Raw genomic sequence first — 25,269 nt, forward strand, 5'->3', positions numbered from 1 at the left:
TTGGCCATGCAAAACCCTAAAAATATTAGTAAAATAAACCAAAAATGGCAGGATGCACTCCTGTCATTTTTGTTTTTACAGTTTTTAACAGGCTTATCCTATATAGATACTTTGTCTTTATAAAGCCCAATAAAAACGGTATACCATCCCTCTCCCACCTCATCAAGCAATCTAAGGGCACCTATGACCAGTCAAAGCGAGAACCCCGTCAAACAAGATACCCTACCAGAGAGCTATGATCGTGCTGAAGATAAGCTGATTTATCTACAGAGGCTGGTGGCAGACAAAGATTTGTCTACCATGGCTGAGTTCTTAAACGACCAGTCTGAGTATGAAATTGCCAGTCTATTAGAATCCTTCCCTCACGACTCGCGCCAATTGATTTGGGAGCAAGTGCCTGTTGCTCTTAAAGGCCAGGTACTGGCTGAAGTGGTCGATGACATTCGCCCCTCCTTGATGGAAAACATGCAAGCAGAAGAAATTGAGACGCTTGCTGAAGATCTAGATGCTCAAGACATTGCTGAGATTCTAGATACCGTTGATGACAAGGTGCGCTCCGAGGTGATGTCTAATCTTGATGAAGAAATTCGCCAGCAAGTCAGCCAGCTAAATACCTATGAAGAGTATGAAGTCGGTGACTATATGGACCCCGACACCATCCAGATTCAAGGCAATATTACGCTTGAGCAAGTCCAAAACTGGCTGCGCCAAGATGAGGATCTGCTCGATGATGAAACCCAAGAACTTATCGTGGTCGATGCCAGCCATCAGTTGTTAGGCTTATTAAGCTTGGTGGATTTAATTAAATATCCGCAGCAATCTTTAGTTGAGCAGTGGATTGATCCAGCCATCACCATCAATGACCGAATGGACATTCAAGATGCTGCTGCAGTATTTCGCTCCTCAGATATCCGCTATGCACCCGTGGTTAATAGCTTTGGTGAATTGGTCGGTCAGCTTAATGCCGAGGACATCATGGAGATTATTCAAGATGATGTCGACAGCACCATGAAGCACTTAGCGGGTGTGAGTGATGACGAAGAGCTGTTTGCCCCTATTTTGCGTAGTGCCAAAAGCCGTAGCGTTTGGTTGGGGATTAACTTATTAACTGCGCTGCTTGCTGCTGCGGTGATCGGGCAATTTGAAGAAGTATTGGCGCAAGTCGTTGCTTTGGCGGTATTGATGCCGGTAGTGGCCAGTATGGGCGGGATCTCTGGTAGCCAAACCCTCACTGTGGTTATCCGCGGCCTAGCCATGGGCCAAATCGGGGGCTCAAACCGCTTATGGCTAATGAATAAAGAGCTGTGGGTGGGCGCTATTAACGGGGTCATTTGGGCGGTGATTATGGCCGCTATCGCTCAGCTTTGGTTCCATGACCCTAAGATTAGCTTGGTTATCGGCTGCGCCATTGCCATTAATATGACTGCTGCCAATGTAGCAGGGATTGGCATTCCGCTATTTTTAAAGCGCTTGGATATTGACCCTGCGCTCTCAGCCTCAGTTATCTTAACCACAGTCACTGACATTGTCGGCTTTATGTCGTTCTTAGGACTGGCCAGCTTGCTTATTTTATAAGCCAACTGCCTTTTTAAGCTATGTCATATTATACGCCCATTCATATCAGGCTGAGACCCTCTATGTTAGGGTTGCTTTTTTGTGTCTATAGATTAGACTAATTGCGCTTTAACTCAACTGCTCAGTGCCGCCATAGGCGAATTACCCAAACATAAAATAGATAACGGATAAGTTATGAACGCTGTACAAGTTAAAATTTTAAACCCAAAAATTGGTACTGATGCTAATTTTCCTATGCCTACTCGTGCCACCGATGGCTCAGCCGGTATCGACTTACGTGCTTGTATCGATGAGCCTATTACCATTAAAGCGGGCGAAACTAAATTAATTGGTACCGGTATGGCCATCTATATCGCTGACCCCAATTATGCCGGTATTATCCTACCACGCTCAGGCTTAGGTCATAAGCACGGTATCGTTTTGGGCAATCTTGTGGGCCTAATTGATGCCGACTATCAAGGCGAGCTGATGGTGAGTGTATGGAATCGCAGCGATACAGATTTTGTACTCAACCCTGCTGAGCGTATGGCGCAATACATGGTAGTGCCCGTAGTACGTCCAAGCTTTCAAGTGGTCGAAGAGTTTAATGAATTAAGTGCTCGTGGTGCCGGCGGCTTTGGTCATTCGGGTCGTCAGTAAGCCAGTTTGATTTGTATTTGTTAAAAAAATATAAGATGATGAGACAGAAAAGCAATTCTGTTGGAGCCGTCCCTTTTGCCCAAGACCTCATTTTTAGCACAGCGAGCCTTATTTAAAGCTTACGATATCCGTGGTAATGCTGCTTTATTTACCCCAGATTTTGTTAAAGCACTGGGCCTCGCCTTTGCTCAGGATTTAGCCGAAACTGCCCAGGCGCGCCAGGTGGTCATAGGCTATGATGTGCGTCATGGCAGCAAAAGTATTGCCGAGCAGTTTGTGCAAAGCTTATGCGAGCGAGGCATCGAGGTGATTTGGCTGGGACTTGTGACCACACCTATCATGGCGTTTTGGGCCAATAGATACCAAGGCCATGGGCTTATTGTCACAGCCAGTCATTCTGAGGGTCATATCTTGGGTATTAAATGGCTAATCTCAGGCGAGTCGCCCAGCTATGAGAGGATACAAATGCTGTACCAGCGCTTAATCTCTCAACAGCCGGCCGATGCTAGCACAGCTACGAGCACAAACCCAGCTGCTACCCCCAAAGTCATTGCGCCCAACCAAGTGGGACACACTTATGCCAATAGCGCAGCCATCGCCCTTGACAACATACGTAAGTTTCGCAGCTTAGCGTTAGTGCAACACTCGCTTAGCCAAAAAACGCCTGACCGCCTTAAGGTGGTTATCGATAGCTTAAATGGTGCCACTGGCCCCTATGTCGCCGCTTTTTTTGAGCCACATCAGAGGTTGTGCGATATTATTTTAATCAATAAAACCCCAGATGGGGACTTCCCTAAGGGCAACCCTGATCCTATGGAGGATAAGCGCCTTACCGAATTAAGTCAGGCGGTGATTGAACATCAAGCTGACTTAGGTTTGGCTTTTGATGGTGATGGGGATCGGCTGATGGTGGTGGACAATCAAGGTCACTGCTTGGCGCCAGACCATCTGTTATATCTGTTGGCGCGCGTCTCTATCGAAGACCACCAACCTGTTGAAGCCTGCCTAAATGCACCTGCACCTATCGTACTGTTTGATGTTAAATGTACCCATCACATGCCGCAGCTTATCACAGCACTAGGAGCTGTGCCGCAAATGAGTAAGACCGGCAGCAGTATCTTGCGCCGTACGCTTCAGACCAAACAAGACAATAATCCTGACCACGCACCCATCTTATTTGCCGGTGAATTGTCGGGACATTTTTTATTCAATGACGGCTATTTTTTATTACATGATGATGCCATGTATGCAGCGCTGCGCCTACTTAATTGGCTACAATACCAAGCGCAACATGCCAAGCCAGCTCAGTTAACTGATATTCTTAAAACTCTGCCGCCCATGGTCAGCACCCCAGATGTGTATTTGCCTCTTGATGCCTATGAAGCGTCACCGCTACAGCAAAACACGCCCTTATTAAATAAGCTGATGGCTCTTTGCGATAAGCTCAGCCAAAGCATTGAGCTGCCTAAAGGTGCGCAGTTGACCTGTATTGATGGCTTGCGTCTAGATTTTGCGCATGGATTTGGGATCATTAGACCCTCAAATACCAGTAACAGCTTAACCGTACGCTTCGCAGGCGACTCCCTATCTGATTTAAAAAGCGTGCAAGGCTACTTTGTTAAATTGTGTCACTTTATTAATGATGATTTGGCCAAGCAGGTAGCCAACATTCAGATAAAGTCCTAAACTAACCCTAACCACGATTTATCTTTCACTCACAACCCAGACGAGTCAATCATGTCATTAAATCTTGCTCAAGCCAAAACCACTGCTGAAGTCTTAACTACCGCCCTACCCTACATTCAGCGATTTGAAGATAAAATCATTGTGGTGAAATATGGCGGCAATGCCATGACTGACCCCGAGCTTGAAAGCTCATTTGCGCGTGATGTTGTGCTACTAAAAACAGTGGGGCTACATCCGGTGGTGGTGCACGGCGGTGGTCCACAAGTGGACAATCTACTTAAAGAATTGGGCCGTCAATCGGACCGTATCGATGGCATGCGCGTCACCAACAAGTCGACCATGGATGTGGTAGAGATGGTACTTGGCGGCAGTGTGAACAAATCTATTGTGAGTCTAATTAACAAGCATGGCGGGCGCGCTATTGGTTTAACCGGAAAAGATGCCAACTTAATCCGTGCCAAAAAGCTACTGATGAGCACAACCGATGCTAATGGCCAAACCAGTGACATTGACTTAGGCTTCGTCGGTGAGGTGGTGAGCGTTAATAAAGATGTGATCATGATGCTTATCGGCTCAAACTTTATTCCAGTAATTGCCCCTATCGGCGTAGATAGCGAGGGCAACAGCTACAACATTAATGCCGATCTTGTGGCGGGCAAAGTGGCTGAGTTTTTGCAGGCTGAGAAGCTGATGCTGCTGACCAACATTAAAGGCGTCATGGATAAATCTGGCAACGTAGTCACCGGACTTACCCCCAAAAAGGTCGATGAAATGATTGAAGATGGTACTATTTCAGGCGGCATGATTCCTAAGATTCAGTGCGCGTTAGATGCGGTACGCGGCGGCGTAAAAAGTGCGGTTATTGTCGATGGTCGTGTGCCCAACGCCACATTGCTTGAAATCTTTACCAATGAGGGGGTCGGTACCCTTATCAGCCGCGACTTAGGGGCAGCGCTCAGCTAATTTAGCCTTGGTCTCACTGTAATAAGTTATGACTGTAAAAGGGTATCACTGTAAAAAAGACGCATCCTTAGACTGCGTCTTTTTTGTGACTTACTTAGCGCGTGTAGACAGATAAAAGCTACGCTTGAGTGCCTATTAATTAAAGGCTGCCTCAAACTCAGCGTCATTAAAACCGCACAATAATAGAGACTGCCCGTTATGCTCCCCCTCGACAATAGGACGTTTAATCATACTGGTGTTGTCTATTAATAGCTCAATGGCTGCCTCAGTACTGGCATCGGCTGCCAATTTTTGTTCATCAAAGAGCTTACGCCAAGTGGTGCCGCGTTTATTAAGGACTTTATCGATACCCAGCTCATTCACCCAGCGCTGCACAGTGGCATTATCAATGCCTTGTTTTTTATAATCATGAAACTCATAAGCAACGCCCAGCTCATCAAGTTTGCTAAATGCCTTTTTCATGGTACTGCAGGCTTTGATACCATAAATAACAATGGCCATAAGGCTCTCCTTTAAAGTGTTAATGGGATACAGTGATGTTAAAAATAAAGGGGCTTGACTTGCAACCTTTAATTGCAAACACTCAAAATTAGGGTTAAGGGTGGCATAAGCTTAATACTTCATAGCTCACAAAGCCAATATCCGGTTAAAATTGGCGCTTACCATCGCAATTTTGGTCAATTTGCGCTATTCTAGCGTATCTATTTTTGCTTATTATTAATTCTCAAAACCTTCATAAAAAACATCTAACCTAGAGCCTATTATGAGCACTACAGCACCTGAACAAAACAATCCAAACCATTATCACCCTCAAGCCATTGAAGCTGAGCAGCAAGCCAAGTGGGCGGCTGACAAACGCTTCGAGGTGAGCAACGACATCAGTAAAGATGCCAACACCCGCTACATGCTTTCTATGTTTCCCTATCCAAGTGGCAAGCTACACATGGGACATGTGCGTAATTACACCATCTCAGATGTATTAAGCCGTTACTACCGTCTAAAAGGCGATCAGGTTCTACAGCCTATGGGCTGGGATGCCTTTGGTATGCCTGCTGAAAATGCCGCCATTGCCAACCAAGTTGCGCCTGCTAAATGGACCTTCTCCAACATTGATAACATGCGCGCCCAGTTAAAGACTTTGGGTCTATCAATTGACTGGTCACGTGAGTTTGCTACGTGCACCCCTGAGTATTATCGCTGGGAGCAGTGGTTCTTCTTACAACTATACAAAAAAGGCTTAGTATACAAAAAATTGGCCACAGTAAACTGGGATCCCGTCGACAACACAGTATTAGCCAATGAACAAGTGGTTGATGGCAAAGGCTGGCGCAGTGGTGCACCGGTTGAAAAGCGCGACATTCCTATGTATTACTTCAAGATTACCGACTATGCCGATGAGCTACTAGATGATCTAGACAAGCTTGAAGGCCAGTGGCCAAGCGATGTGATTACTATGCAGCGCAACTGGATTGGTCGCAGCCAAGGTATGGAGGTGCATTTCCCTTACAAAAACAGCGATGACATCAGCACGTTAGATGTGTTCACCACTCGTCCCGATACATTGATGGGTGTGACTTACGTGGCGGTAGCCGCTGAGCACCGTTTGGCCAAATTAGCTGCTGAAAAAGATCCAAAAATTGCTGAGTTTTGTGAGCTGTGCAAAAAAGGCTCTGTGGCAGAGGCCGACCTTGCCAAAGCTGAAAAAATCGGTATGGATACTGGCCTGACTGTTACTCACCCCTTGACCGGTGAAGAAGTGCCGGTATGGGTAGCCAACTATGTGCTTATGAGCTATGGCTCAGGTGCGGTGATGGCAGTTCCTGCTCATGACGAGCGTGATTTCGAGTTTGCCAAAAAATACAACCTACCGATAAAAACTGTTATCAAAACACCTGAAGACCACGAAGGCGCTTATACTGAACGTGGAACTTTGGTCAACTCAGGTGAGTTTGATGGTTTGGATTTTGACGGCTCATTTGAAGCGATGTTGGCCAAACTTGAGCCACAAAAGCTGGCCGCTCGTAAGATTCAGTACCGTCTGCGCGACTGGGGCGTGTCTCGTCAGCGCTACTGGGGCTGCCCAATTCCAATGATTAACTGTGAATATTGTGGCAACGTGCCGGTGGACGAAGCTGATCTGCCGATTAAGCTGCCTACCGATGTTGTGCCTGATGGCCGTGGTAACCCATTAAAAAACATCCCTGAATTTGTGAATACCACGTGTCCAAAATGTGGTGGCCCTGCTGAGCGTGAGACCGATACCTTCGATACCTTTATGGAATCAAGCTGGTACTACGCACGCTTTGCCAGCCCCAACGACGACACCCAAATGGTCGAAAAAGCTGCTGCAGATAAGTGGCTGCCTGTAGATCAGTACGTGGGCGGCGTTGAGCACGCGGTTATGCACCTATTATATGCCCGCTTCTATCATAAGCTTATGCGTGATGAGGGCTTGGTCTCAGGCGATGAGCCTTTCAAAAACCTGCTGACCCAAGGCATGGTATTGGCGGGCACCTTGTATCGTGACAATCCTGAAGGGGGTAAGACCTACTACTTCGCTGATGATGTAGAAATCAGCTATGATGATCGTGGCCAGCCCACTCAGGCTATTTTAAAAGCTGACGGTCAGCCGGTGACCATTGGTAAAATTGAGAAGATGTCAAAGTCGAAAAACAACGGCGTAGACCCTCAAACCACCATTGATCAGTATGGGGCAGACACCGTGCGTCTATACACCTTATTTGCCGCCCCTGCCGATCAAACTCTTGAGTGGTCAGATGACTCATTAAAAGGCCCTTACAACTTCTTGAAAAAAGTCTGGCGTGAGACACAGTCGCACCTAGAAGCCACCCAAGAGTTAGGCCTACAAGTCGCCAATTTGCCAGCTGCTTCGAGCATTGATGCCAGTCAATTAGACAGCCTAGCCAAAGGCCTTCGCCGTAAGACACACGAAGTAATTACTAAGATTGATAATGACTTGGGTGAGCGCCTGTCATTGAACACGCCGGTTTCAAGCTTAATGGAATTGGCCAATGAAATTGGCACTTTTATCAGCAAAAACCAACAAATTAATGAGCACACTTTGGCAGTACAACATGAAGCCTTAGTCACCTTATTAACCCTATTATCAGTCTATGCACCGCATATTGGCGAGCATTTACTTGAAAAACTAGGCGTAGATACCACTCGCCTACGCTACCCTGAAGCCGATAGCGCCGCCTTAGTACAAGACACCATCACCATGGTAGTTCAGGTCAACGGTAAAGTACGAGGTAAGATGGAAGTAGCACCAGGCACTGATGCTGAGTCACTAAAAGCTCAAGCCAAAGCGATTGAGAGTGTGGCCAAATACTTAACAGGCGACATCAAAAAAGAAATCGTGGTGCCCAATAAGCTGGTCAACATTGTAGTGGCAGGTTAACTCATGACTCATTTGGTAACAGCCCCAACTCACAAGCAAAGTGATAAGCATCGTGGTCTATCCACTATGCTTATCACTGCTGTACTGCTGGGCTCACCGCTTTTGCTCAGCAGTTGCGGCTTTCATCTGCGTGGCTACGATGCACCTATGGCCTACTCAGTGGGTAGTACAGTGCTTAGTATCAATGAAGATGATATCGTAAGCTTTCGTATCAAGCGCCCCTTAAAGCAGCGCTTGAATGCTGTGGGTATCAATGTGGTCGATGATATTGGCCGCCAGATCAATAGCAGTAATCAGCTTTATACCTCGACCATTAAGGTCAGTAACGTACAGCTTAAACGTTATGAGCTGGTCGGGGTACTGACCGAGGTACGTCTGGTGTTATCAGCCGATGTCATCTACGAGACCTTGAATAATAGCGATGGCGCTTCAAGCGCACCCATGATTGTCAAAAACAAGGTGCAGGTAGAGCGTACTTATCAGTTCGATGAGGCCTCTGTGAGTATTGAGGACAAGCAAGGTGCTCAAATTCAAGATTGGCTGTATGACAACTTATCTCAGCGTATTGCAGATCAATATGTGGCCTTAAGCCTACCTAGGGTAGCGCCTGAAGCGAGCGCTAAACAAAACCCTAAGCCTTTGGTAGTCGCCCCAAAATCTGATGCTAGTACCAATGCCGAGCTTGTCCCTTAAGCCATGCAAGATACCTTTTTAAACGTTTATCCTAAGCTTTTGCTACCTAGCAACATCCGGCCCACCGGACTGTGGTTGGGGCATGGTGATGAGCCCCTGTTACAGCAGTGGCTCATTGATGCCATGCGTATTATTTGGCAGTCTCAAAGCTTAGTGGTCAAACGCGTTGAACTGGTCTCTGCCAAAACGTGGCAAGAGGTGTTAAGCGAGCTTAATAGCTTGTCATTATTCGATGACGCTACGGCGATTATCGTCACTGGCAATCACAAGCCAGATAAGTCGGTACAAGACGAACTGACTGCTTTTGCCACTGATGCCAACACAGGTAATAACCCAAACAGCGTGTTATGGCTCACCGCCAAAGTCGATAACCGAGCCAAATCAAGCAAGTGGTATCAGCCATTTGCTCAATTAGGTCATGTTATCGATTGCAACTTATACAATGAAAATCAGCGCCAGCAACTGTTGCAGATTCACGCTCATCGCTTTGGCTTAGCTTTGGTGCCAGAAGCGTGGCAGTTTTTAATGATGCAAACAGAGCATCATCTGCTCAGCGCTTATCAAGCCCTTTGGCGCCTATCTTATTTATTCTCACCGCAAATTCCATCCCAAGCAGAGCGCGAATTGAATGCTCAAGATACCCCTGCCCCGCCTCTGATTACCATAGATGTCGAGGCATTACAAAGTGCGCTGGTCAGTGACGCTCAGTACAGTGTCTTTGATTTGTCGGATGCCATGCTGGCCGGTAATGCAGCGCAAGTGGTCAAAATTATTGAGCAGTTAAAATCTACTGAAGAACCTACGCCTTTGGTATTGTGGGCCATCAGCAAAGATATGCGCCTTATCATGCAGCTCATGAGCGGGCAAGATGCACAAAGCCTAGGGATTTGGAGCAGCAAGCACGCGTTATATCACTCTGCTTGTCGTCGCCAAAGCTTACACAGTATTGCAGATTGGCCGGATATCTTGTATCAATGTGACAAAGCAGTTAAAGGCTTGGTGCGTCAGCCAGCTTGGGAGCTAATTTTACAAGCTGCCTTGCGGGTAACCGGCGTGCGGTTGTTTGCTTGAAACATTAGTTATCATAAATCGTGAGGATTTGTACGTTAACATTATCATACCCTCTATCTTTGATACACCTTCCTTGTTTACCTCCTTTATGTCCTCAATCTGATATATTCAATGTACAACTTATTCTGGATAATAGTTTACCTATTATTCAGACATATTTATGCTGTAACCTTTCTTAAACTTAATGCCATGGTCTTTTTTGACCAGTGCGCTATATTAGGTTATTTAAAATTTAGTAATCCTTTTAAAATCTGGTTCCGGACTGTGTTATGGCCTTCATTTCCAATCAAAAAACTCGAAAGTCTGTTATTAAATGGACCATTATTGCCCTTATTGCGCTCGCTTTGGCTGTCTTAGCTTATAACAAATTTAAACCCAAACAAGAAGAAACCAATTATATTACTGCCACCGCTGAGATGGGTGATGTTGAAAATAATGTCATGGCATCAGGCAAGGTCAAAGCCTTGAATACAGTAGATGTAGGTGCCCAGGTCTCAGGTGAAGTGACTAAGCTGTTTGTGGATGTGGGTGATGAGGTCAAAAAAGGCGACTTAATTGCCCAAATCGACCAAGTCACTCAAAAGAACAATCTTTCAAATCAGCAGGCCACCTTAGAGCAAGGCCGCGCCGCGCTTCAAAGTGCTCAAGCAGACTACTATAGTCGCAAAGCAGGATTAGAGAGTGCCCAGGCCGATCTTGCCAGCCGAGAGGCAGACTTAAAACAGGCTCAATCTGATTATGCCAGACTACGTCCACTACTTGCGATGGATGCCATCAGTCAGCAAGAGGTGGAGAATGCCCGTACCACTGTCGAAAAAGCTCAAGCCAGTGTGGCCGCCGCAAAAGCAGCTATTAAAACCGCCCAAGCGGCACTCATTACCGCTCAGTCCAATATCGCAAGCAGTGAAGCTGACGTGCGAAAAGCCCAAACCAACTTAGACACTGCCAGTACAGACTTAGGCTACACCACCATTCGTGCACCCATGGATGGCACCGTCGTGGCTGTGGTCACCGAACAAGGTACAACGGTAAATGCCAATCAAGCGGCACCCACCATCGTCAAATTAGCCGACTTATCAACCGTCCGTATTAATGCGCAAATCTCGGAGGCAGATGTCATTAACGTAAAAGCCGGTATGCCTGTGTACTTTAATACCATCGGTGATCCGGACAAAAAATACGATGCGATCTTAACTGCTGTTGAGCCTGCACCGGAACAAATCAGTGATACCAGCTCCACCGACTCGGCGATTTACTATGTTGGTTATATTGAAGTGCCCAACCCCGAGCGTCGTTTTCGTATTGATATGACCGCACAGGTCTATGTGATCATTGATAAGGCCACCAATACCTTGCTTGTACCCTCTGCTGCGATCAAAAAAGGCCCTAACAAAGGCGCTTCTGGCGCAGCAAGATCTAGATCTGGCGCTGGCGGCAACAATAAGGCAGCTTCAGCCGCTCCAGCACCAGTCAAAGGTCCCTATGTGCGCGTGCTTAATGCCGATGGTAGTGTAGAAAATCGTGCGGTCAAAGTAGGTATTGATAACCGAGTCAACGCCCAGATTTTAAGCGGCCTAAAACGAGGAGAGACGGTCATTATTGGTGAAAACTCAGGCGCCAAGGACAGTGGCAGAGGCCAACGTAGTCGCCCACCTGGCATGTAATAATCGACTCAGGCGCTTGGTGTTTATCACCGCTGCTGCCCATTATCTGCCATAAAATGCGCCGATAAGCGTAAGCCATATTCGGCGCAAAGCGGCAAGATATGCGTGGATAACCCACTGACTGTCTTGCCAACGTATTTCACATTACCTGTTAATTTTATCTTTTAAATTGACTTAGGGTATGACCGCTTAGACTGAAGATTTAGCTATGATGACATCCCAGCTACCACCCGCTGACCCGACCTCACACGTGAGCACACCTAAGCCTAAGCCAGGTGCTGTGCCTATCATGCAGGTGTCCAATCTGATACGTGAGTTTGCCGCCGGTGAGCAAACCATTCGCATCTTACATGGCTTAGACCTGACCATTTATCAAGGTGAGATGGTGGCCATTATTGGTCAATCCGGCTCAGGCAAATCGACCTTAATGAATATCTTAGGCTGCTTAGACAAAGCCACTGCTGGCGATTATCTTATCTTTGGTAAATCAGTCAAACAGCTCGATGCCGATGAACTGGCCAAACTACGCCGTGAGCATTTTGGCTTTATCTTTCAGCGCTATCATTTGTTAGGCGATATTGATGCCCGTGATAACGTGGCCGTGCCTGCAGTTTATGCCGGCATGGACAACCAAGTGCGTGCCCAACGTGCCGAGAAGCTGCTGACTGATCTTGGCTTAGGCGATAAGATTCATAACCGCCCCAGTCAGCTTTCAGGTGGTCAGCAGCAGCGGGTCTCTGTGGCACGGGCACTGATGAACGGCGGGGATATTATCCTAGCCGATGAGCCGACCGGTGCTCTCGACAGTAAGTCAGGTAAAGATGTGCTGCAAATCTTACGTGATTTAAATGAGCAAGGTCATACCGTTATTATGGTGACGCATGACCCCTCTATTGCGGATCAAGCTGAGCGGGTCATTGAGTTAAAAGATGGTCATATTATCGCTGATTATCGCAATGAGCATTTTAACCGCTCAAAGGGCATCGATAGCGATCACACTCATAGCTCACACAATCAACCAAGCTTATCTAATGCCTCAGCACAAAGCTCATCTGAGCTGCATAAAAAACAAAAAAGCCGTTTCGGCTCCTTTATCGACCGTTTATCTGAAGCCTTTAGAATGTCTGTACTGGCCATGCGTGCCCATAAAATGCGCACGTTATTGACCATGTTGGGTATTATTATTGGTATTGCCTCTGTGGTATCTGTAGTCGGTCTAGGTCAAGGCTCACAGCAGCAAATCTTATCCAACATTAGCTCTCTTGGTACCAATACCATTACTGTCATCGATGGCTACCCCTATGGCGACCCCAGACGGCGCTATAATGATGATAATCTGACGCCCGATGATGCCAAGGCTGTGGCCAATCAGCCTTACGTGGTTAGTGTGAGCCCGCAGTTAGATACCAGCGCCAGTGTGCGCTATCGAAATATTCAAGAATCAGCCAGCATCAGTGGTGTGGGTGAAGGCTATTTGGAAGTTACAGGCGAGAAGCTGGCACTTGGTCAAGGCTTCGATGAACAAAGTATCGCGTTACGTACCCAAGACATTATTATCGATGACAATGCCAAAAAAACCTTCTTTGCAGATGTGGATAATCCCATTGGTCAAGTGGTCCTCATTGGCAATGTCCCAGGCCGAGTCATTGGGGTTCTTGAGCCTAATGAGGGCGGCTTTAGTCCCTCAAGTGACAGCCCAACGATTTATATGCCTTATACCACGATGATGTCGCGTATCGTGGGTGGCGAACATATTGACCGTTTCGTGGTACTTATCGACAATCAAATCTCAACCAGTGCCGCCGAATCTGCCATCTCAGATCTTATTGAAGGCCGCCATGGCGCCGATGACTTTAGAACCCGTAATTCAGACTCTATCCGTCAGACCATTGAATCCACCACCAACACCATGACACTGCTCATCTCATCTATTGCTATTATCTCGTTAGTGGTCGGTGGTATTGGCGTGATGAATATCATGCTGGTGTCGGTGACTGAGCGCACCAATGAGATCGGCGTGCGCATGGCGGTAGGCGCCCGCCAAAGCGATATCATGCAACAGTTTTTGATTGAAGCGGTACTGGTGTGTGTGCTTGGCGGTGCGCTCGGGGTATTATTGGCCTTTATGATTGGTGAGGCGATTAACAGCTTAGGCTCAGACAGCTTTAGCGTCATATACTCTCCAACCTCTATTGTTGCCGCCTTTATCTGCTCTACTCTTATTGGTGTGGTATTTGGCTTCTTACCAGCACGCAATGCGGCCAAGCTTAACCCTGTGGAAGCTTTGTCACGTGATTAGACCCAAAAAAAGGCAACCACAGTGCATAAAAGCAGATTAATCAAAAAAAATGTGAAAAAATTAATATTTAGGGTTGCATTCTCATTTTTGAGGCGTATAATGTGCTCTCACGTTAAGGGGATACAGTAACCCACTAACGTTACCTATAGCGTTAAAAAGCTTAGCTTTGAGACACTATTTAGGGCCGATAGCTCAGTTGGTAGAGCAGTTGACTTTTAATCAATTGGTCCCGCGTTCGAGTCGCGGTCGGCCCACCAAATTCTAAAATCCCGATTCAACCCCGCTGGTTAATCGGGATTTTTATTTAACTTGGTAGGTTTGCGTATTTTTCGATAACCACTATTAAGAATTAACTTTTTGATAAAGTTTTCATTTAGATTAATTTTTTGCTTGCATTATCAATTTTTATATGTATAATATGCCACTCTCATTAAGGGGCAACACTTATCCTTAATGTAGAAAGAAGCTTGGGGCATACCCCACTTCACCTTTAGAGCGAACACCTCTTTAGGGCCGATAGCTCAGTTGGTAGAGCAGTTGACTTTTAATCAATTGGTCCCGCGTTCGAGTCGCGGTCGGCCCACCAAATTCAAAAACCCCGATAAATCTGATTTATCGGGGTTTTTCTTTGCGCCTACGTTGCGCCTGAGTTTTGTATATTTTTATAGGGTGTTGCCCGCTATTACCCTTGATAGCTCCAGCGGTGTTTAGGCAGAGCATTTAGGCTGCAGATGTAGGCATAGGATAACTGTTGTCATATCGCCGTATTACAAAGCACCCTATAAGGATGCGCCTAGCCTTTTTACTACCTTACCAACGCCTCTAGGCCATTTAATACCTAGTACATCAAGTAGCTTCATATCTCGAGGCTGATCAGGCACTTTAGCGATTAATTGATCAAAATCTGCTGCACCAATCGCCACCTTGCCATCATGTGCCAAGATAAGCGTATCTAGCGCCAAGTTTTGCACCTTGCTCAACGAGGCTTTATATAAATCGGGGAAGTGAATCACCAAGGGCGAGAGCAATTTGTTATTGATCTTTAAAACCAAATCTCCGGTGTAAGCTTGTTTGGTATCGGGATGCCACAGCGATATGTCACAACTGGTGTGCCCAGGCGTTTGTAAAATGACCCAATCTTCAAAGCCCACTACTCTATCGCCTTCTTCGGCAATCACATCAGCAGACACGACTGGATTGTACCACTGATTAATAAGCGGCTTTGCTCGGCGGCTGGCCACATAATAGGTCAAAGCCAAGTCTTTTAAATGCTGCTTGCGCCCACTTAAGCCTTTGTACCACGTAGTAGCTTTGGCTGAGGTAATAATCTGACAGCCTGTCTTTTGTCTTAATATTGCAGCGCCGCCTGCATGGTCGGGGTGCATGTGAGTGACTACCACTGTCTTTAGCTGGTGTATGGGCCGCTGTAGGGTATCGGTGATATAAGATAAAATAGTATCTACATCGGCTCGACAACCGGCATCTAATAGCAGCAATTTGTCAGGATAAACGGCAAGGTAGGTGGTCTGAATATAGCCCTTGATACCAACGATCTGTTGTAAACTCATGATTTTCTTATAAATCCAATCGAAAAAGCAGGCTGTATAGTAAACTGCTTGGTCTATGATTTTAAGTGGCCAAGCTGACCGATAAGTTTTACAACAAAAAGCCCAAATATGCATACTGCATATTTGGGCCATCATTGGGTAAGTAACTTCGGTTTCAAATAAGCTGTTTAGGCTAAATCACGCACCTTGGGCTCACGCTCCCACAGACGGGTTTTTGCGTTTTCGATAAAGGCATCCACCTCATCTAATGGGGTAACAAACTCATCTTTTTCAACGGGAAGTTTACTTAAGATGTGCTTCTCGGTAGCTGGGCAGTAGGCAATCGCTTTACAGTGATTATAAGCATCATTGAACCAATCTAGCGCTGAGCTATCTTTAGCAAGCTTTTTGGCAACATCAGGCATGATGATACTTACTACCGCATCAAATAACACAGAAGGTGCCCCAGCGATACGCTCATCGGCTTGAATGCGGGTACCGTCATCAAGTAACGCCTCTTTACTTGGAGCGACTATCTTAACTGTGGCGCCAGCCGCTTTGGCCGCTTTTTCAAACTTGCCAATCTGATCTTTGCTTGAGCCTTCACCAACTAAGATGCCAATTTGACGGCCTTGCAAGGTTTTGGGACTAAGACCTATGGTTTGCACGGCAGGCGATTTAGGTAAATCTTGAATGGGCGCACGTGGCTCAGGCGCTTTGGGTAACTCCATGCCCAGTGCTGTGGCTACTCGGTTTGCCAAGTCTTCATCAATATTAATTAAATGACCCAGCATACGAGTACGGACGTGAGCGGTATCTACTTTACCCAGCTCAAAGGCAAAAGCTGAGGCAATATGCGCCTGTTCTGCCGGCGTCTGGCTACGATAGAACATACGTGGCTGACTGTAGTGATCTGCAAAGCTTTCGCTACGCACACGGCCTTTAACGCCATCATCTAATTGCTCTGGGAAGGAGCTAAAGCCCTGTTTCTCGCTTTCACGAGGCTTACTTGGATCTAAGCTTTGTGGCTCATACATCACGCGGCCTTTAGGCACTTGCATCTGCATATGACCATCTTGCTGCATGTTAGCAAACGGACATTTTGGTGCATTAATGGGCAGTTGTGCAAAGTTAGGTGACCCCAGACGCGACAGCTGAGTATCTAGATAGCTAAACAGACGGCCTTGTAATAATGGGTCATTACTAAAGTCGATACCAGGCGGTAGATGTGAAGGACAAAATGCCACTTGCTCAGTTTCTGCAAAGAAGTTATCTGGATAACGGTTTAAGACCATCTTACCGACGATTTTCACCGGTACCAGTTCTTCTGGAATTAATTTAGTTGCATCTAAGTGGTCAAATGGGAACTGACTTGCTTCTTCTTCTGTGAATAATTGAACACCAAACTCCCATTCAGGATAGTCGCCCGCTTCAATGGCTTCAAATAAGTCACGGCGATTATAATCAGGGTCTGCGCCTGAGATTTTAACGGCCTCATCCCAAGTCAAAGACTGCACGCCTAACTTTGGCTTCCAATGAAAACGAACAAAGGTGCTCTTACCCTCTTTGTTGATCAAGCGATAGGAGTGAATACCAAAGCCTTCCATCATACGTAAACTACGTGGAATGGCACGGTCACTCATCAGCCAAATCAAGTTGTGCATGGTCTCTGGACTCAATGACACAAAATCCCAAAAAGTGTCATGCGCAGACGCTGCTTGGGGGAAGCCGCGATCTGGCTCAGGTTTTACTGCATGAATTAAATCGGGGAACTTAATGGCATCTTGAATAAAGAAAATGGGCATATTATTACCCACAATATCCCAGTTACCCTCTTCGGTGTAGATTTTGACTGCAAAGCCGCGCACATCACGTGGCGTATCTTTTGAGCCTTTGTTACCAGCCACAGTTGAGAAGCGGGTAAATAAAGGCGTCTGTTTACCCGTTTTAGTTAATATTTTTGCAGTGGTGTAGTCTTCTAGCGACTCGGTTAATTCAAAATAGCCATGCGCCCCTGAACCGCGTGCATGCACAATACGCTCTGGAATACGCTCATGGTCAAAATGGGTAATTTTTTCTCGTAAAATGAAGTCTTCTAATAAGGAAGGCCCGCGTGGTCCTGCTTTTAATGAGTTTTGATTATCTGATATGGCCACACCTTGCTGGGTGGTTAATACCGCACCGTCTTTATCAGCTCTTTGATGCGTTTCACCGCCTTCACCGACAGCGGGATTCATTTGGTTAGCTGGGTCTTTATGATCAATATTATCTTTCATTATTATATCCTTGCTGGGTGTGTAATTGTTATCGTATTTAATCCAAAAGACATAGACAACAGGCATTGATTCCAATTAAAAACACGTTGATTTTAAAGGTCTATTCTCTTTATTTGTTGTCTTACACTGTCACCTTAACGCTTTCATAAATGCTTTTTGTTTTAAAACTTTAAATCCTAGCTTTAGATATAGTAACGAACCGTGTTTAAAGTGCCTGTTTAGATTTGGTTATATGTGTATAAGCTACGTTAATAAAATGGTGTAAGGTGGCTTAGTAACTGACTATCTTCTTTTAGCATCAACGGCTGTACTTACTAATAACCGCTTCAATATCATGACGAATAATAGGCACACTAGGCATACGCTCAGCATGAAATCTTAAAATTGGAATACCAGCACTGGCCAATGCCTTGTCCTTTTTTTCATCTGCCTTAACCCTCGCTGGACTGTCATGAGTCCAATCATCAAGCTCAATGGCCAATAGCGTGGTTTGCGCATCTCGGTCCACCAAGACATAGTCCACACTTTGACGGCAGATACGGTTGAACCAAAAGTTTTTATCACGGCCCGCGTCATCACTGGGCGCAATAATACGTGACAACTGCACTTGGCTAAAAATATGATATTCAGGGACAGCCTTTTGTAATTTGGCAAAGAACAGCACCTCTGTGTCTGTCATAATAGGCATCGGCTCAAAGGGCCAGATGGCCAGCTCGTCGCCTTTGACTGGCTTGGCCTGACTTTTTTGTTGGTCATGGCGGCGCTGACCCAGCATACTTAGTACAATTACTAAAGCCACCACCACCATGATGCCCAAAATCATAAAATCCACGAATACTTCCCTCAAATATAACAAAAACTACTTTCAAAACAGACGGTTATAAATACCGATTCAGGTATTATCGCACTTCTTGACCCAACGCCCCTAACCTTTTATCACAGCCACAAAAAAACACGACATCTAGTGTCGTGTTTGTATGAGTTGGCTTAATATAACGGCTAACTAGGGTTATTAACGGTAACAACTAGATGCCTGTTAGGATCTGCAGAAATCCTCTATTTAGCGCCAATAAAGCACCCAAGCATTGTCCACATCCGTACGCGAGTCGGCATTGATTTTGTCTTTTAACGCCAAGGCCGCTTCTTTACCCTTTTCGGGACCAACAATCACCCGCACACCTTTACTGGTATTACTGGTGGTTGCTCGGTAGCCGGCAGCACGCAGTTGCTTGACGATGTCATCGGCTTTTTTCTGATTATCAGCCAGCGCCACTTGCACTCCAAAGGTACCCTTAGCCTCTCCACTGGCAGCTTTACGGCGTGCATCTGCTAGACGCTGCTGCGCCTCACGCTTTTTTTGCTCTGCGGCTTGTTTTTGCTGCGCTTCACGCTGCAGTCTTTCTACTTGCTTACGCGAGGGGATGGTAACTGTCTGACCCACTTTAAGCGACGTATTAGTACTCATGTTATTGGCTTCGGCTAAGGCCTCTACCGGTACATTATATTGACGCGCCAGCTTAATAAGTCCCTCACCTGCTTTGACCTCATGACCTTTTTGACTGGTGGGCCCAGTACTGGTTACCACCGGCTTAGAGGTCACAGCCGCTTTGGTAGGTGCAGCAGCGCTCTTATTACTGCTGGCATTGTACTCACTTACTAAACGATCAACTTGACTGCGTGAAGGAATGGTAAGGGTTTGACCCACTCGAATAGAGGCATTATGGGATAATTTATTGGCCTGTGAAATGGCCTCAACCGGCACATTGTATTGGCGCGCTAATTTAATAAGCCCCTCTCCACGCTGTACGGTATGCTTTTGGGTGCTACTTGGTGCCTGTTGAGTGGCCACCTTTTTGGGTTCAGGCTTTGAGCTGTCTTGAGCCTTAGCCGTATTTGTTTGCGTCGCGGAGGTAGCTTGGGTCTGCGTTGCCGGCGTTGGAGTGACTTGAGCGACTACTGTCTCAACCGGTCGGGCCTTTACCACAGGTTTGGTCACCGTAACTTCAGAGCCCGCTTCATCGGCAGGTGAGCCATCAGTGACCGGTTCAGCAGCGCTGTTATTGCGATACTGTTCGTTTTCAAGGCGCGCTTTTTGCATCGCCAACGCTTCTGCTTTTTCTTGCTCAGTCAAGAACTCGCGGGTACGCTGATCAAGCTCAGACATCTTTTTTTCACGCTCAAGACGCTTTTGGGCCAAGATACGCTCTTCAGTGGCTACATCTGCTGTCATTGGTGACTGCGCGGTGCTTTTATCGGTGCTTACTTGCGCCACCGGTGTTTGCTCTACTTGACTGTCACTTGGGGTACCCATCTGATTCACCATGGCAAACAGTAAAGTGCCGCCTCCCAGAAATACCAAAGTACCCAATAATAATTGTCGTGATGAATCCATAGTCACACCCTTTTTATATTTAAAGCTTTATTCATACGGTTATACACAACCATTAATATATTTTAAGATTATAAAGGATTACGCCTCTTATGTCTGCTATCACATCACCTAATATACTGCCCCGTACACTCAAAACAATTTGTGCTAAATACCAACAAGTTTAATTCAAACTCGCTGCGTGTTATCGGCTATTTGCTTGGCTCCTAAAACCAGATACCTTTGTTATACTAAGAAGCCAATTTTATTTCTTTTGTGCGTGTGTATTTTGTTATAATTTATGATAACTACAAAATATTTTACAGTCTATTTATTTAAACTTATTAATTATAATCAACTGGTTTAGATCATTATTAATTAAAAACTGTTTCACCGAGCGCGGTATCGGCTTATAATTTTAAATCGATAACCACCATTACCTGACAAGATTGACGTCCCTCTTAACCCTAAAAACCAAGTTCAAAGACAAGGCAACTGCAATGACCCTGGATTCTACATTACCTCACAGTACCACAGATTTTGACACTGACGTGCTACAGCAAGATAAGTTCACTATTGGTAGCCGCACCTTTTACTCAAGGCTGTTGGTGGGTACGGGAAAATATAAAGACTTAACCCAGACCGCTCAAGCAATTCAGGCTTCTGGTGCTGAGATTGTCACTGTGGCCATTCGTCGCACCAATATCGGTCAACATAAAGACCAGCCTAACCTGTTAGAGGTCATCTCACCAGATAAATATACGATTTTGCCCAATACAGCCGGCTGCTTCGACGCTGAAACCGCCATCCGTACTTGCCAGCTATCTCGTGAGTTATTAGATGGTCACAACCTCGTAAAATTAGAAGTGCTGGGAGATCAAGATACGCTTTATCCCAATGTCACTCAGACCTTAACCGCAGCCAAAAAGCTCATTGACGATGGTTTTGAGGTCATGGTTTACACCTCAGATGACCCTATTGTCGCCCAAGAATTAGCCGCTATGGGCTGTGTGGCCATTATGCCTCTAGGCAGCTTAATTGGGTCGGGACTTGGCCTATTAAACCCACATACACTAAGTTTGATTGTCGAAAAAACCAAAGCTTATAATCTGCCAGTTTTGGTCGATGCTGGCGTGGGCGCCGCCTCTGATGCCGCGATTGCCATGGAGCTTGGCTGCGATGGGGTATTAATGAACTCTGCCATTGCCAATGCCCAAAACCCAGTAATGATGGCGCATGCTATGAAACATGCTATTTGGGCTGGGCGTGCCTCTTATTTGGCAGGCCGTATGCCTAAGCGTAAAATGGCGGTGCCAAGCTCCCCACAAACCGGCTATTTCTTTCAATAATCTGATAGAGTTTGGGTGAATGTAAAAACACTATGAAAGTCAAATCTCTTAATGACCTAATGACTCATAAATAGATTTCATTGACTTAATTTTTGATTTACTATCTGTAGCTTAAGCGTGTTTTAATGAATTATTATTCTGTGTACAAGCGGCTTTATGTGACCGTCTATTGTATTTGATACAGCAAGGGAATGTCATGCGTCTATTATCATTGGTAGATTTACTGTTTTTATTGGTTGAAAAAAGAAAGCAGCCTATGCACGTCGGTGGGCTGTTTTTATTCGAGGTTCCCAAAGATGCTCAAGAGGATTTTGTGCTGTCTTTGGTGCAGCAAATGCAAAACTCTACAGTCCCCCCTACTTTTCCGTTTAATCAGGTGTTGCACAACTTAACGTACTGGAAAAACGATGACGAGTTTGATGTTGAGCATCATTTTCGCCATATTGCGCTGCCTAAGCCTGCCCGAGTGCGCGAGCTATTATCTTATATCTCAAAAGAGCATGGTCGCCTGCTAGATAGGGCGCGTCCGCTATGGGAATGCCACATTATTGAGGGTATTGAGCCTGAGAGTGACGGTCGCCCCAAAAGATTTGGGCTTTATTTTAAAATTCACCACTCTTTGGTAGATGGCATTGCGGCCATGCGCTTGGTTCAAAAGTCGTTATCACAGTCACCCAATGAGACCATCACCTTACCGCTTTGGGCGTTAATGATGCGCCACCGCCATCAAATTGAGTCGGTGATACCAAAAGAGCGTGGCATTGGCAGTATCATCAAAGACCAATTACAAACCGCCAAGCCGGTGATGGGCGAGCTGCTTAGTGCTCTAAAAATCGATAAAGACAGTAGCTATGTGCGCACCACTCAGGCGCCGCCCAGCATCTTAAACCAAAGCATTTCAAGCTCACGCCGCTTTATTGCTGACTCCTATGACATTGCTCGCTTTAAAAGAGTGGCAGATAATTTGGGGGTGAGTATTAATGATGTGGTACTAACTGTATGTTCAGGGGCATTAAGACGCTATTTATTATCCATCAATGAGCTACCAAAGGATCCGTTAATCGCATGGGTACCCTACTCTATGCGTAAAGATGAGACAGTCGCGGGCAATCAGTTTGCCTTTATCTTATGTAATTTGGGCACGCATTTGGCCAGTCCTCTAGAGCGCTTAAAGCTTGTCCATAACAGCATGAATGATGGCAAAAAGCGCTTTGGTCGTATGTCACAAGCGGAGGTTGTCAACTATAGCTTGGTCGCTTACAGCTGGGAGTTTGTGAATATTTTTACCAATGCTTATCCCAAAAAACATGCGTTTAACTTAATTATTTCCAATGTTCCTGGCTCACAAAAAAAGCTATACTGGAACGGTGCGGAATTAAGAGCCTTGTATCCAGCTTCTATCTTATTTAATGGTCAGGCAATGAACATTACTTTAGCCAGTTATTTGGACCGCATCGAGTTTGGTATCGTGGCGTGTAGTAAAACTCTGCCCAAGATTCAAAGCCTGCTAAAGATGCTAGAAGATGAGTTGGGCCAACTTGAAACCATCTGTACCGAAAGAGAGTTGGGCATTCGCGAATAAACCGCTGCAGCCCACTTGCCTTGTAGCTTACTGTTAGATGATGACTAAGAACATCAAGACAAATGGCGATAAGGCAGGGCTGGCTTATCGGGTTTTACTAAAGACTGTTAATAAGGTTTTTTATGCGAATTTTATCTTTGGTAGAGCAGCTATTTTTTTTATTAGAAAAGCACAAACAGCCTATGCACGTCGGTGGGCTGTTTTTGTTTGATATACCAGACAATAGTGACAATCATTTTGTCGCAGATTTGGTGCGTCAAATGCGCAGCTCTACCACACCGCCGACTTTTCCATTTGATCAAGTGGTGCACAATCAAACCTTTTGGAAAAGTGCAGACAAGGTAGATATTCACTATCACTTTCACCACATGGTACTGCCAAAGCCTTATTCAAAACAGGCCCTATATAGTTATGTGTCGGATGTGCATGCCAATATGCTAGATAAGGGCTACCCGCTGTGGGAATGTCATATTATTGAGGGTATTGAAGCCGACCATGTCGATGTCAGCGCCCCCTCTAAGCCCTTACACCCAAACCAGTTACCTATAAATCAGGCAGAGCCAAAGCCCAAGTCCTCTCAAAAGCCTGCGCCAAAAAAGCAATTTGCTTTGTATTTTAAGATTCACCATGCCTTGGTGGATGGGGTGGCAGCCATGCGTTTGGTTGAGAGGTCTTTATCTGCCTCACAGCATGAGGTGATGAGCTTGCCACCTTGGGCCTTAATGCGCCGAGATAAAAAGCATCTGGCCGCCCTTACCCCACAAAAACGCTCGGTTAGCGGTATTGTTAAAGAGCAGGTGGGCAGCATCAAACCGGTATTTACTGAACTCAAAAATGGCCTCAGGCAGCGCACAGATCCCGGCCATGTCTCAACCTTGCAAGCACCCAGCAGCTTGCTTAATCAGCGCATATCCAATTCACGCATATTCATGGCGCATACCTTCCCTTTGAGCCGGTTTAAAAGCCTAGCCCAGCAGCTCGATGTGAGTATTAATGATGTGGCCTTGGCGGTATGCTCTGGAGCACTGCGCAGCTATTTAATCAGTGAAAATGCGCTGCCCAAAGAGCCACTCGTTGCCTTTGTGCCCGTATCGCTTCGAAAAGATCAAAGCGCCTCGGGCAATCAAACATCACTGGTATTGTGTGACTTGGGGACCGATCAGGCCAGCCCCAAGCAGCGATTACAAGCCATTCATGACAGTATGACCATCGGTAAAGATAAGTTTGGGCGCTTAGATCAGGCGCAAGTCATCAACTACAGTGCCATAACTTATGCCTGGGAGGGGGTTAATTTATTAACCGGCGCTTACCCCAAAAAGCAGGCTTTTAATATTCTCATATCCAATGTTCCTGGTCCCAAACAGCAACTGTATTGGGATGGTGCTGCGCTGAGTGCACTGTATCCGGCTTCCGTTGTTTTTGATGGTCAAGCGCTAAATATAACCTTTACCAGTTATCTCAATCAGGTGCATTTTGGAATTATTGGCTGTGGTAAAAATCTGCCCAATATTCAAAATCTGGTGCCTTTATTGGAGCAAGCGCTATTGGTACTTGAGGCAGACAGTAAAGAGCGATCTGCCTAAGATTAAAAACCCAGCTTTAAGCCAAGCTTTTGTAGCAGCCATAAGCCATAAGTGACTGCGATATAATTAATAAATAAGCCAATGGCGCCACTAATCACCAACATGGGGAGCACCCCATTTTGCTGCAGAGCAGCCATACTCATCTCGCCAGCTGAAATGTCATATAAGGTATGCAGCATCAGCAATGAGGTGGCCATCAGCGTCAACAATGCCGTAAGCACCCCAATTCGGTGACATTCAATCTTCTCTAGGGGCCGTTTTTGAGTGGCTCTAAATATCCCAAGTACCACTATATTCAATAACAGCAATACTGCCAGCGATAGCCCAATGCCACTCAATGGAAAATTAACTTGAGTCAGCTGCGAGGGCGCAAACACATACGCCAGCGCATAAGGTAGCGCATAGCCCACTGTGCTTATCCAGCTTTTGGTATGCGCGGTTTGTTGCATACCCACAGGATCAGGATAATCGGTAGGGTCTTGGGCGGGGAATAAATCATCTTGCATGGACATCTCAGTGGATTAAGTAATAAATACTGCCAAAAAAAGAGGTG

General features: G+C 45.9%; 18 protein-coding genes and 2 tRNA genes. 14 read left to right on the forward strand and 6 right to left on the reverse strand.

Translation table 11 applies throughout. The features are described from left to right. Positions 1–183 precede the first annotated feature (183 nt). From mgtE to argB, 4 genes are all read left to right on the forward strand, one after another. Positions 184–1,575 (forward strand): magnesium transporter, encoded by a 1,392-nt coding sequence (gene mgtE / locus MN210_RS09935; RefSeq protein WP_241878440.1) that lies wholly within the window; start codon positions 184–186, stop codon positions 1,573–1,575. A gap of 174 nt (positions 1,576–1,749) precedes the next feature. Then, the gene (dut, locus tag MN210_RS09940; protein ID WP_011961043.1) at positions 1,750–2,214 is read left to right on the forward strand and encodes a dUTP diphosphatase; all 465 of its coding nucleotides are present in this window, start codon (positions 1,750–1,752) and stop codon (positions 2,212–2,214) included. Positions 2,215–2,289: 75 nt separating this feature from the next. Continuing rightward, positions 2,290–3,900: a phosphomannomutase/phosphoglucomutase gene (locus MN210_RS09945; protein WP_338412141.1), complete on the forward strand. Its 1,611-nt coding sequence runs from the start codon at positions 2,290–2,292 to the stop codon at positions 3,898–3,900. Between the two features lie 51 nt (positions 3,901–3,951). Then, positions 3,952–4,863 carry an acetylglutamate kinase gene (argB, locus tag MN210_RS09950; RefSeq protein ID WP_011961045.1) on the forward strand — a complete coding sequence of 304 codons (912 nt, stop codon included), beginning with the start codon at positions 3,952–3,954 and terminating at the stop codon, positions 4,861–4,863. Positions 4,864–4,998: 135 nt separating this feature from the next. Here the strand turns inward: argB and MN210_RS09955 are convergent, their stop codons facing one another. Further along, the gene (locus tag MN210_RS09955) at positions 4,999–5,364 is read right to left on the reverse strand and encodes an arsenate reductase (protein ID WP_338412142.1); all 366 of its coding nucleotides are present in this window, start codon (positions 5,362–5,364) and stop codon (positions 4,999–5,001) included. Positions 5,365–5,626: 262 nt separating this feature from the next. Here MN210_RS09955 and leuS point away from each other — a divergent pair, with 262 nt between their 5' ends. The 7 genes from leuS (at position 5,627) to MN210_RS09990 (ending at position 14,597) form a co-directional block, all read left to right on the forward strand. Continuing rightward, positions 5,627–8,284: a leucine--tRNA ligase gene (gene leuS, locus MN210_RS09960; protein ID WP_338412143.1), complete on the forward strand. Its 2,658-nt coding sequence runs from the start codon at positions 5,627–5,629 to the stop codon at positions 8,282–8,284. Positions 8,285–8,287: 3 nt separating this feature from the next. After that, positions 8,288–8,977: an LPS-assembly lipoprotein LptE gene (locus MN210_RS09965; protein WP_110816876.1), complete on the forward strand. Its 690-nt coding sequence runs from the start codon at positions 8,288–8,290 to the stop codon at positions 8,975–8,977. 3 nt (positions 8,978–8,980) lie between these two features. Next, on the forward strand, positions 8,981–10,048 hold the full coding sequence (gene holA / locus MN210_RS09970) for a DNA polymerase III subunit delta (protein ID WP_241878445.1): 1,068 nt from the start codon (positions 8,981–8,983) through the stop codon (positions 10,046–10,048). 269 nt (positions 10,049–10,317) lie between these two features. Continuing rightward, positions 10,318–11,712, forward strand: a complete 1,395-nt coding sequence (locus tag MN210_RS09975; RefSeq protein WP_338412144.1) for a permuted SH3 domain-containing protein — start codon at positions 10,318–10,320, stop codon at positions 11,710–11,712. A 289-nt stretch (positions 11,713–12,001) separates the two neighbouring features. Continuing rightward, positions 12,002–14,011 carry a MacB family efflux pump subunit gene (locus tag MN210_RS09980; RefSeq protein WP_338412842.1) on the forward strand — a complete coding sequence of 670 codons (2,010 nt, stop codon included), beginning with the start codon at positions 12,002–12,004 and terminating at the stop codon, positions 14,009–14,011. A 181-nt stretch (positions 14,012–14,192) separates the two neighbouring features. Continuing rightward, positions 14,193–14,268, forward strand: a tRNA-Lys gene (locus MN210_RS09985). Positions 14,269–14,521: 253 nt separating this feature from the next. Continuing rightward, positions 14,522–14,597: transfer RNA gene (locus MN210_RS09990), tRNA-Lys, on the forward strand. 193 nt (positions 14,598–14,790) lie between these two features. Here the strand turns inward: MN210_RS09990 and MN210_RS09995 are convergent. From MN210_RS09995 to MN210_RS10010, 4 genes are all read right to left on the reverse strand, one after another. Then, the gene (locus tag MN210_RS09995; RefSeq protein WP_338412145.1) at positions 14,791–15,579 is read right to left on the reverse strand and encodes an MBL fold metallo-hydrolase; all 789 of its coding nucleotides are present in this window, start codon (positions 15,577–15,579) and stop codon (positions 14,791–14,793) included. Between the two features lie 167 nt (positions 15,580–15,746). After that, positions 15,747–17,834, reverse strand: coding sequence for a catalase (locus MN210_RS10000; protein WP_338412146.1), 2,088 nt, complete (start codon positions 17,832–17,834; stop codon positions 15,747–15,749). Between the two features lie 298 nt (positions 17,835–18,132). Next, positions 18,133–18,657 carry a DUF2726 domain-containing protein gene (locus tag MN210_RS10005; RefSeq protein ID WP_011961054.1) on the reverse strand — a complete coding sequence of 175 codons (525 nt, stop codon included), beginning with the start codon at positions 18,655–18,657 and terminating at the stop codon, positions 18,133–18,135. A 237-nt stretch (positions 18,658–18,894) separates the two neighbouring features. Continuing rightward, complete coding sequence (locus MN210_RS10010) at positions 18,895–20,226, reverse strand: LysM peptidoglycan-binding domain-containing protein (protein WP_011961055.1); 1,332 nt, start codon at positions 20,224–20,226, stop codon at positions 18,895–18,897. 476 nt (positions 20,227–20,702) lie between these two features. Here MN210_RS10010 and MN210_RS10015 point away from each other — a divergent pair, with 476 nt between their 5' ends. From MN210_RS10015 to MN210_RS10025, 3 genes are all read left to right on the forward strand, one after another. Next, positions 20,703–21,551: a thiazole synthase gene (locus MN210_RS10015; protein WP_011961056.1), complete on the forward strand. Its 849-nt coding sequence runs from the start codon at positions 20,703–20,705 to the stop codon at positions 21,549–21,551. Between the two features lie 196 nt (positions 21,552–21,747). Further along, positions 21,748–23,133, forward strand: coding sequence for a WS/DGAT/MGAT family O-acyltransferase (locus MN210_RS10020; protein ID WP_338412147.1), 1,386 nt, complete (start codon positions 21,748–21,750; stop codon positions 23,131–23,133). Positions 23,134–23,255: 122 nt separating this feature from the next. Continuing rightward, the gene (locus MN210_RS10025) at positions 23,256–24,716 is read left to right on the forward strand and encodes a WS/DGAT/MGAT family O-acyltransferase (protein WP_338412148.1); all 1,461 of its coding nucleotides are present in this window, start codon (positions 23,256–23,258) and stop codon (positions 24,714–24,716) included. Between the two features lie 2 nt (positions 24,717–24,718). On the opposite strand, the gene MN210_RS10030 is transcribed toward MN210_RS10025, so the two are convergent. Beyond that, positions 24,719–25,222 (reverse strand): hypothetical protein, encoded by a 504-nt coding sequence (locus tag MN210_RS10030; RefSeq protein WP_338412149.1) that lies wholly within the window; start codon positions 25,220–25,222, stop codon positions 24,719–24,721. Between the last annotated feature and the right edge of the window lie 47 nt (positions 25,223–25,269).

The organism is Psychrobacter raelei (assembly GCF_022631235.3).
Classification (GTDB): Bacteria; Pseudomonadota; Gammaproteobacteria; order Pseudomonadales; family Moraxellaceae; genus Psychrobacter; species Psychrobacter raelei.

What these genes read in the sequence shown, in the direction of transcription:
- argB (WP_011961045.1), top strand. Translation starts at nt 3,952, where the DNA reads ATGTCATTAAATCTTGCTCAAGCCAAAACCACTGCTGAAGTCTTAACT.
- MN210_RS09980 (WP_338412842.1), top strand. Translation starts at nt 12,002, where the DNA reads ATGCAGGTGTCCAATCTGATACGTGAGTTTGCCGCCGGTGAGCAAACC.
- MN210_RS10015 (WP_011961056.1), top strand. Translation starts at nt 20,703, where the DNA reads ATGACCCTGGATTCTACATTACCTCACAGTACCACAGATTTTGACACT.
- holA (WP_241878445.1), top strand. Translation starts at nt 8,981, where the DNA reads ATGCAAGATACCTTTTTAAACGTTTATCCTAAGCTTTTGCTACCTAGC.
- MN210_RS09975 (WP_338412144.1), top strand. Translation starts at nt 10,318, where the DNA reads ATGGCCTTCATTTCCAATCAAAAAACTCGAAAGTCTGTTATTAAATGG.
- mgtE (WP_241878440.1), top strand. Translation starts at nt 184, where the DNA reads ATGACCAGTCAAAGCGAGAACCCCGTCAAACAAGATACCCTACCAGAG.
- MN210_RS09965 (WP_110816876.1), top strand. Translation starts at nt 8,288, where the DNA reads ATGACTCATTTGGTAACAGCCCCAACTCACAAGCAAAGTGATAAGCAT.
- dut (WP_011961043.1), top strand. Translation starts at nt 1,750, where the DNA reads ATGAACGCTGTACAAGTTAAAATTTTAAACCCAAAAATTGGTACTGAT.
- MN210_RS10010 (WP_011961055.1), bottom strand. Translation starts at nt 20,226, where the DNA reads ATGGATTCATCACGACAATTATTATTGGGTACTTTGGTATTTCTGGGA.
- MN210_RS10005 (WP_011961054.1), bottom strand. Translation starts at nt 18,657, where the DNA reads ATGATTTTGGGCATCATGGTGGTGGTGGCTTTAGTAATTGTACTAAGT.
- MN210_RS09995 (WP_338412145.1), bottom strand. Translation starts at nt 15,579, where the DNA reads ATGAGTTTACAACAGATCGTTGGTATCAAGGGCTATATTCAGACCACC.
- MN210_RS09955 (WP_338412142.1), bottom strand. Translation starts at nt 5,364, where the DNA reads ATGGCCATTGTTATTTATGGTATCAAAGCCTGCAGTACCATGAAAAAG.
- MN210_RS10030 (WP_338412149.1), bottom strand. Translation starts at nt 25,222, where the DNA reads ATGCAAGATGATTTATTCCCCGCCCAAGACCCTACCGATTATCCTGAT.
- MN210_RS10000 (WP_338412146.1), bottom strand. Translation starts at nt 17,834, where the DNA reads ATGAAAGATAATATTGATCATAAAGACCCAGCTAACCAAATGAATCCC.
- MN210_RS10025 (WP_338412148.1), top strand. Translation starts at nt 23,256, where the DNA reads ATGCGAATTTTATCTTTGGTAGAGCAGCTATTTTTTTTATTAGAAAAG.
- leuS (WP_338412143.1), top strand. Translation starts at nt 5,627, where the DNA reads ATGAGCACTACAGCACCTGAACAAAACAATCCAAACCATTATCACCCT.
- MN210_RS10020 (WP_338412147.1), top strand. Translation starts at nt 21,748, where the DNA reads ATGCGTCTATTATCATTGGTAGATTTACTGTTTTTATTGGTTGAAAAA.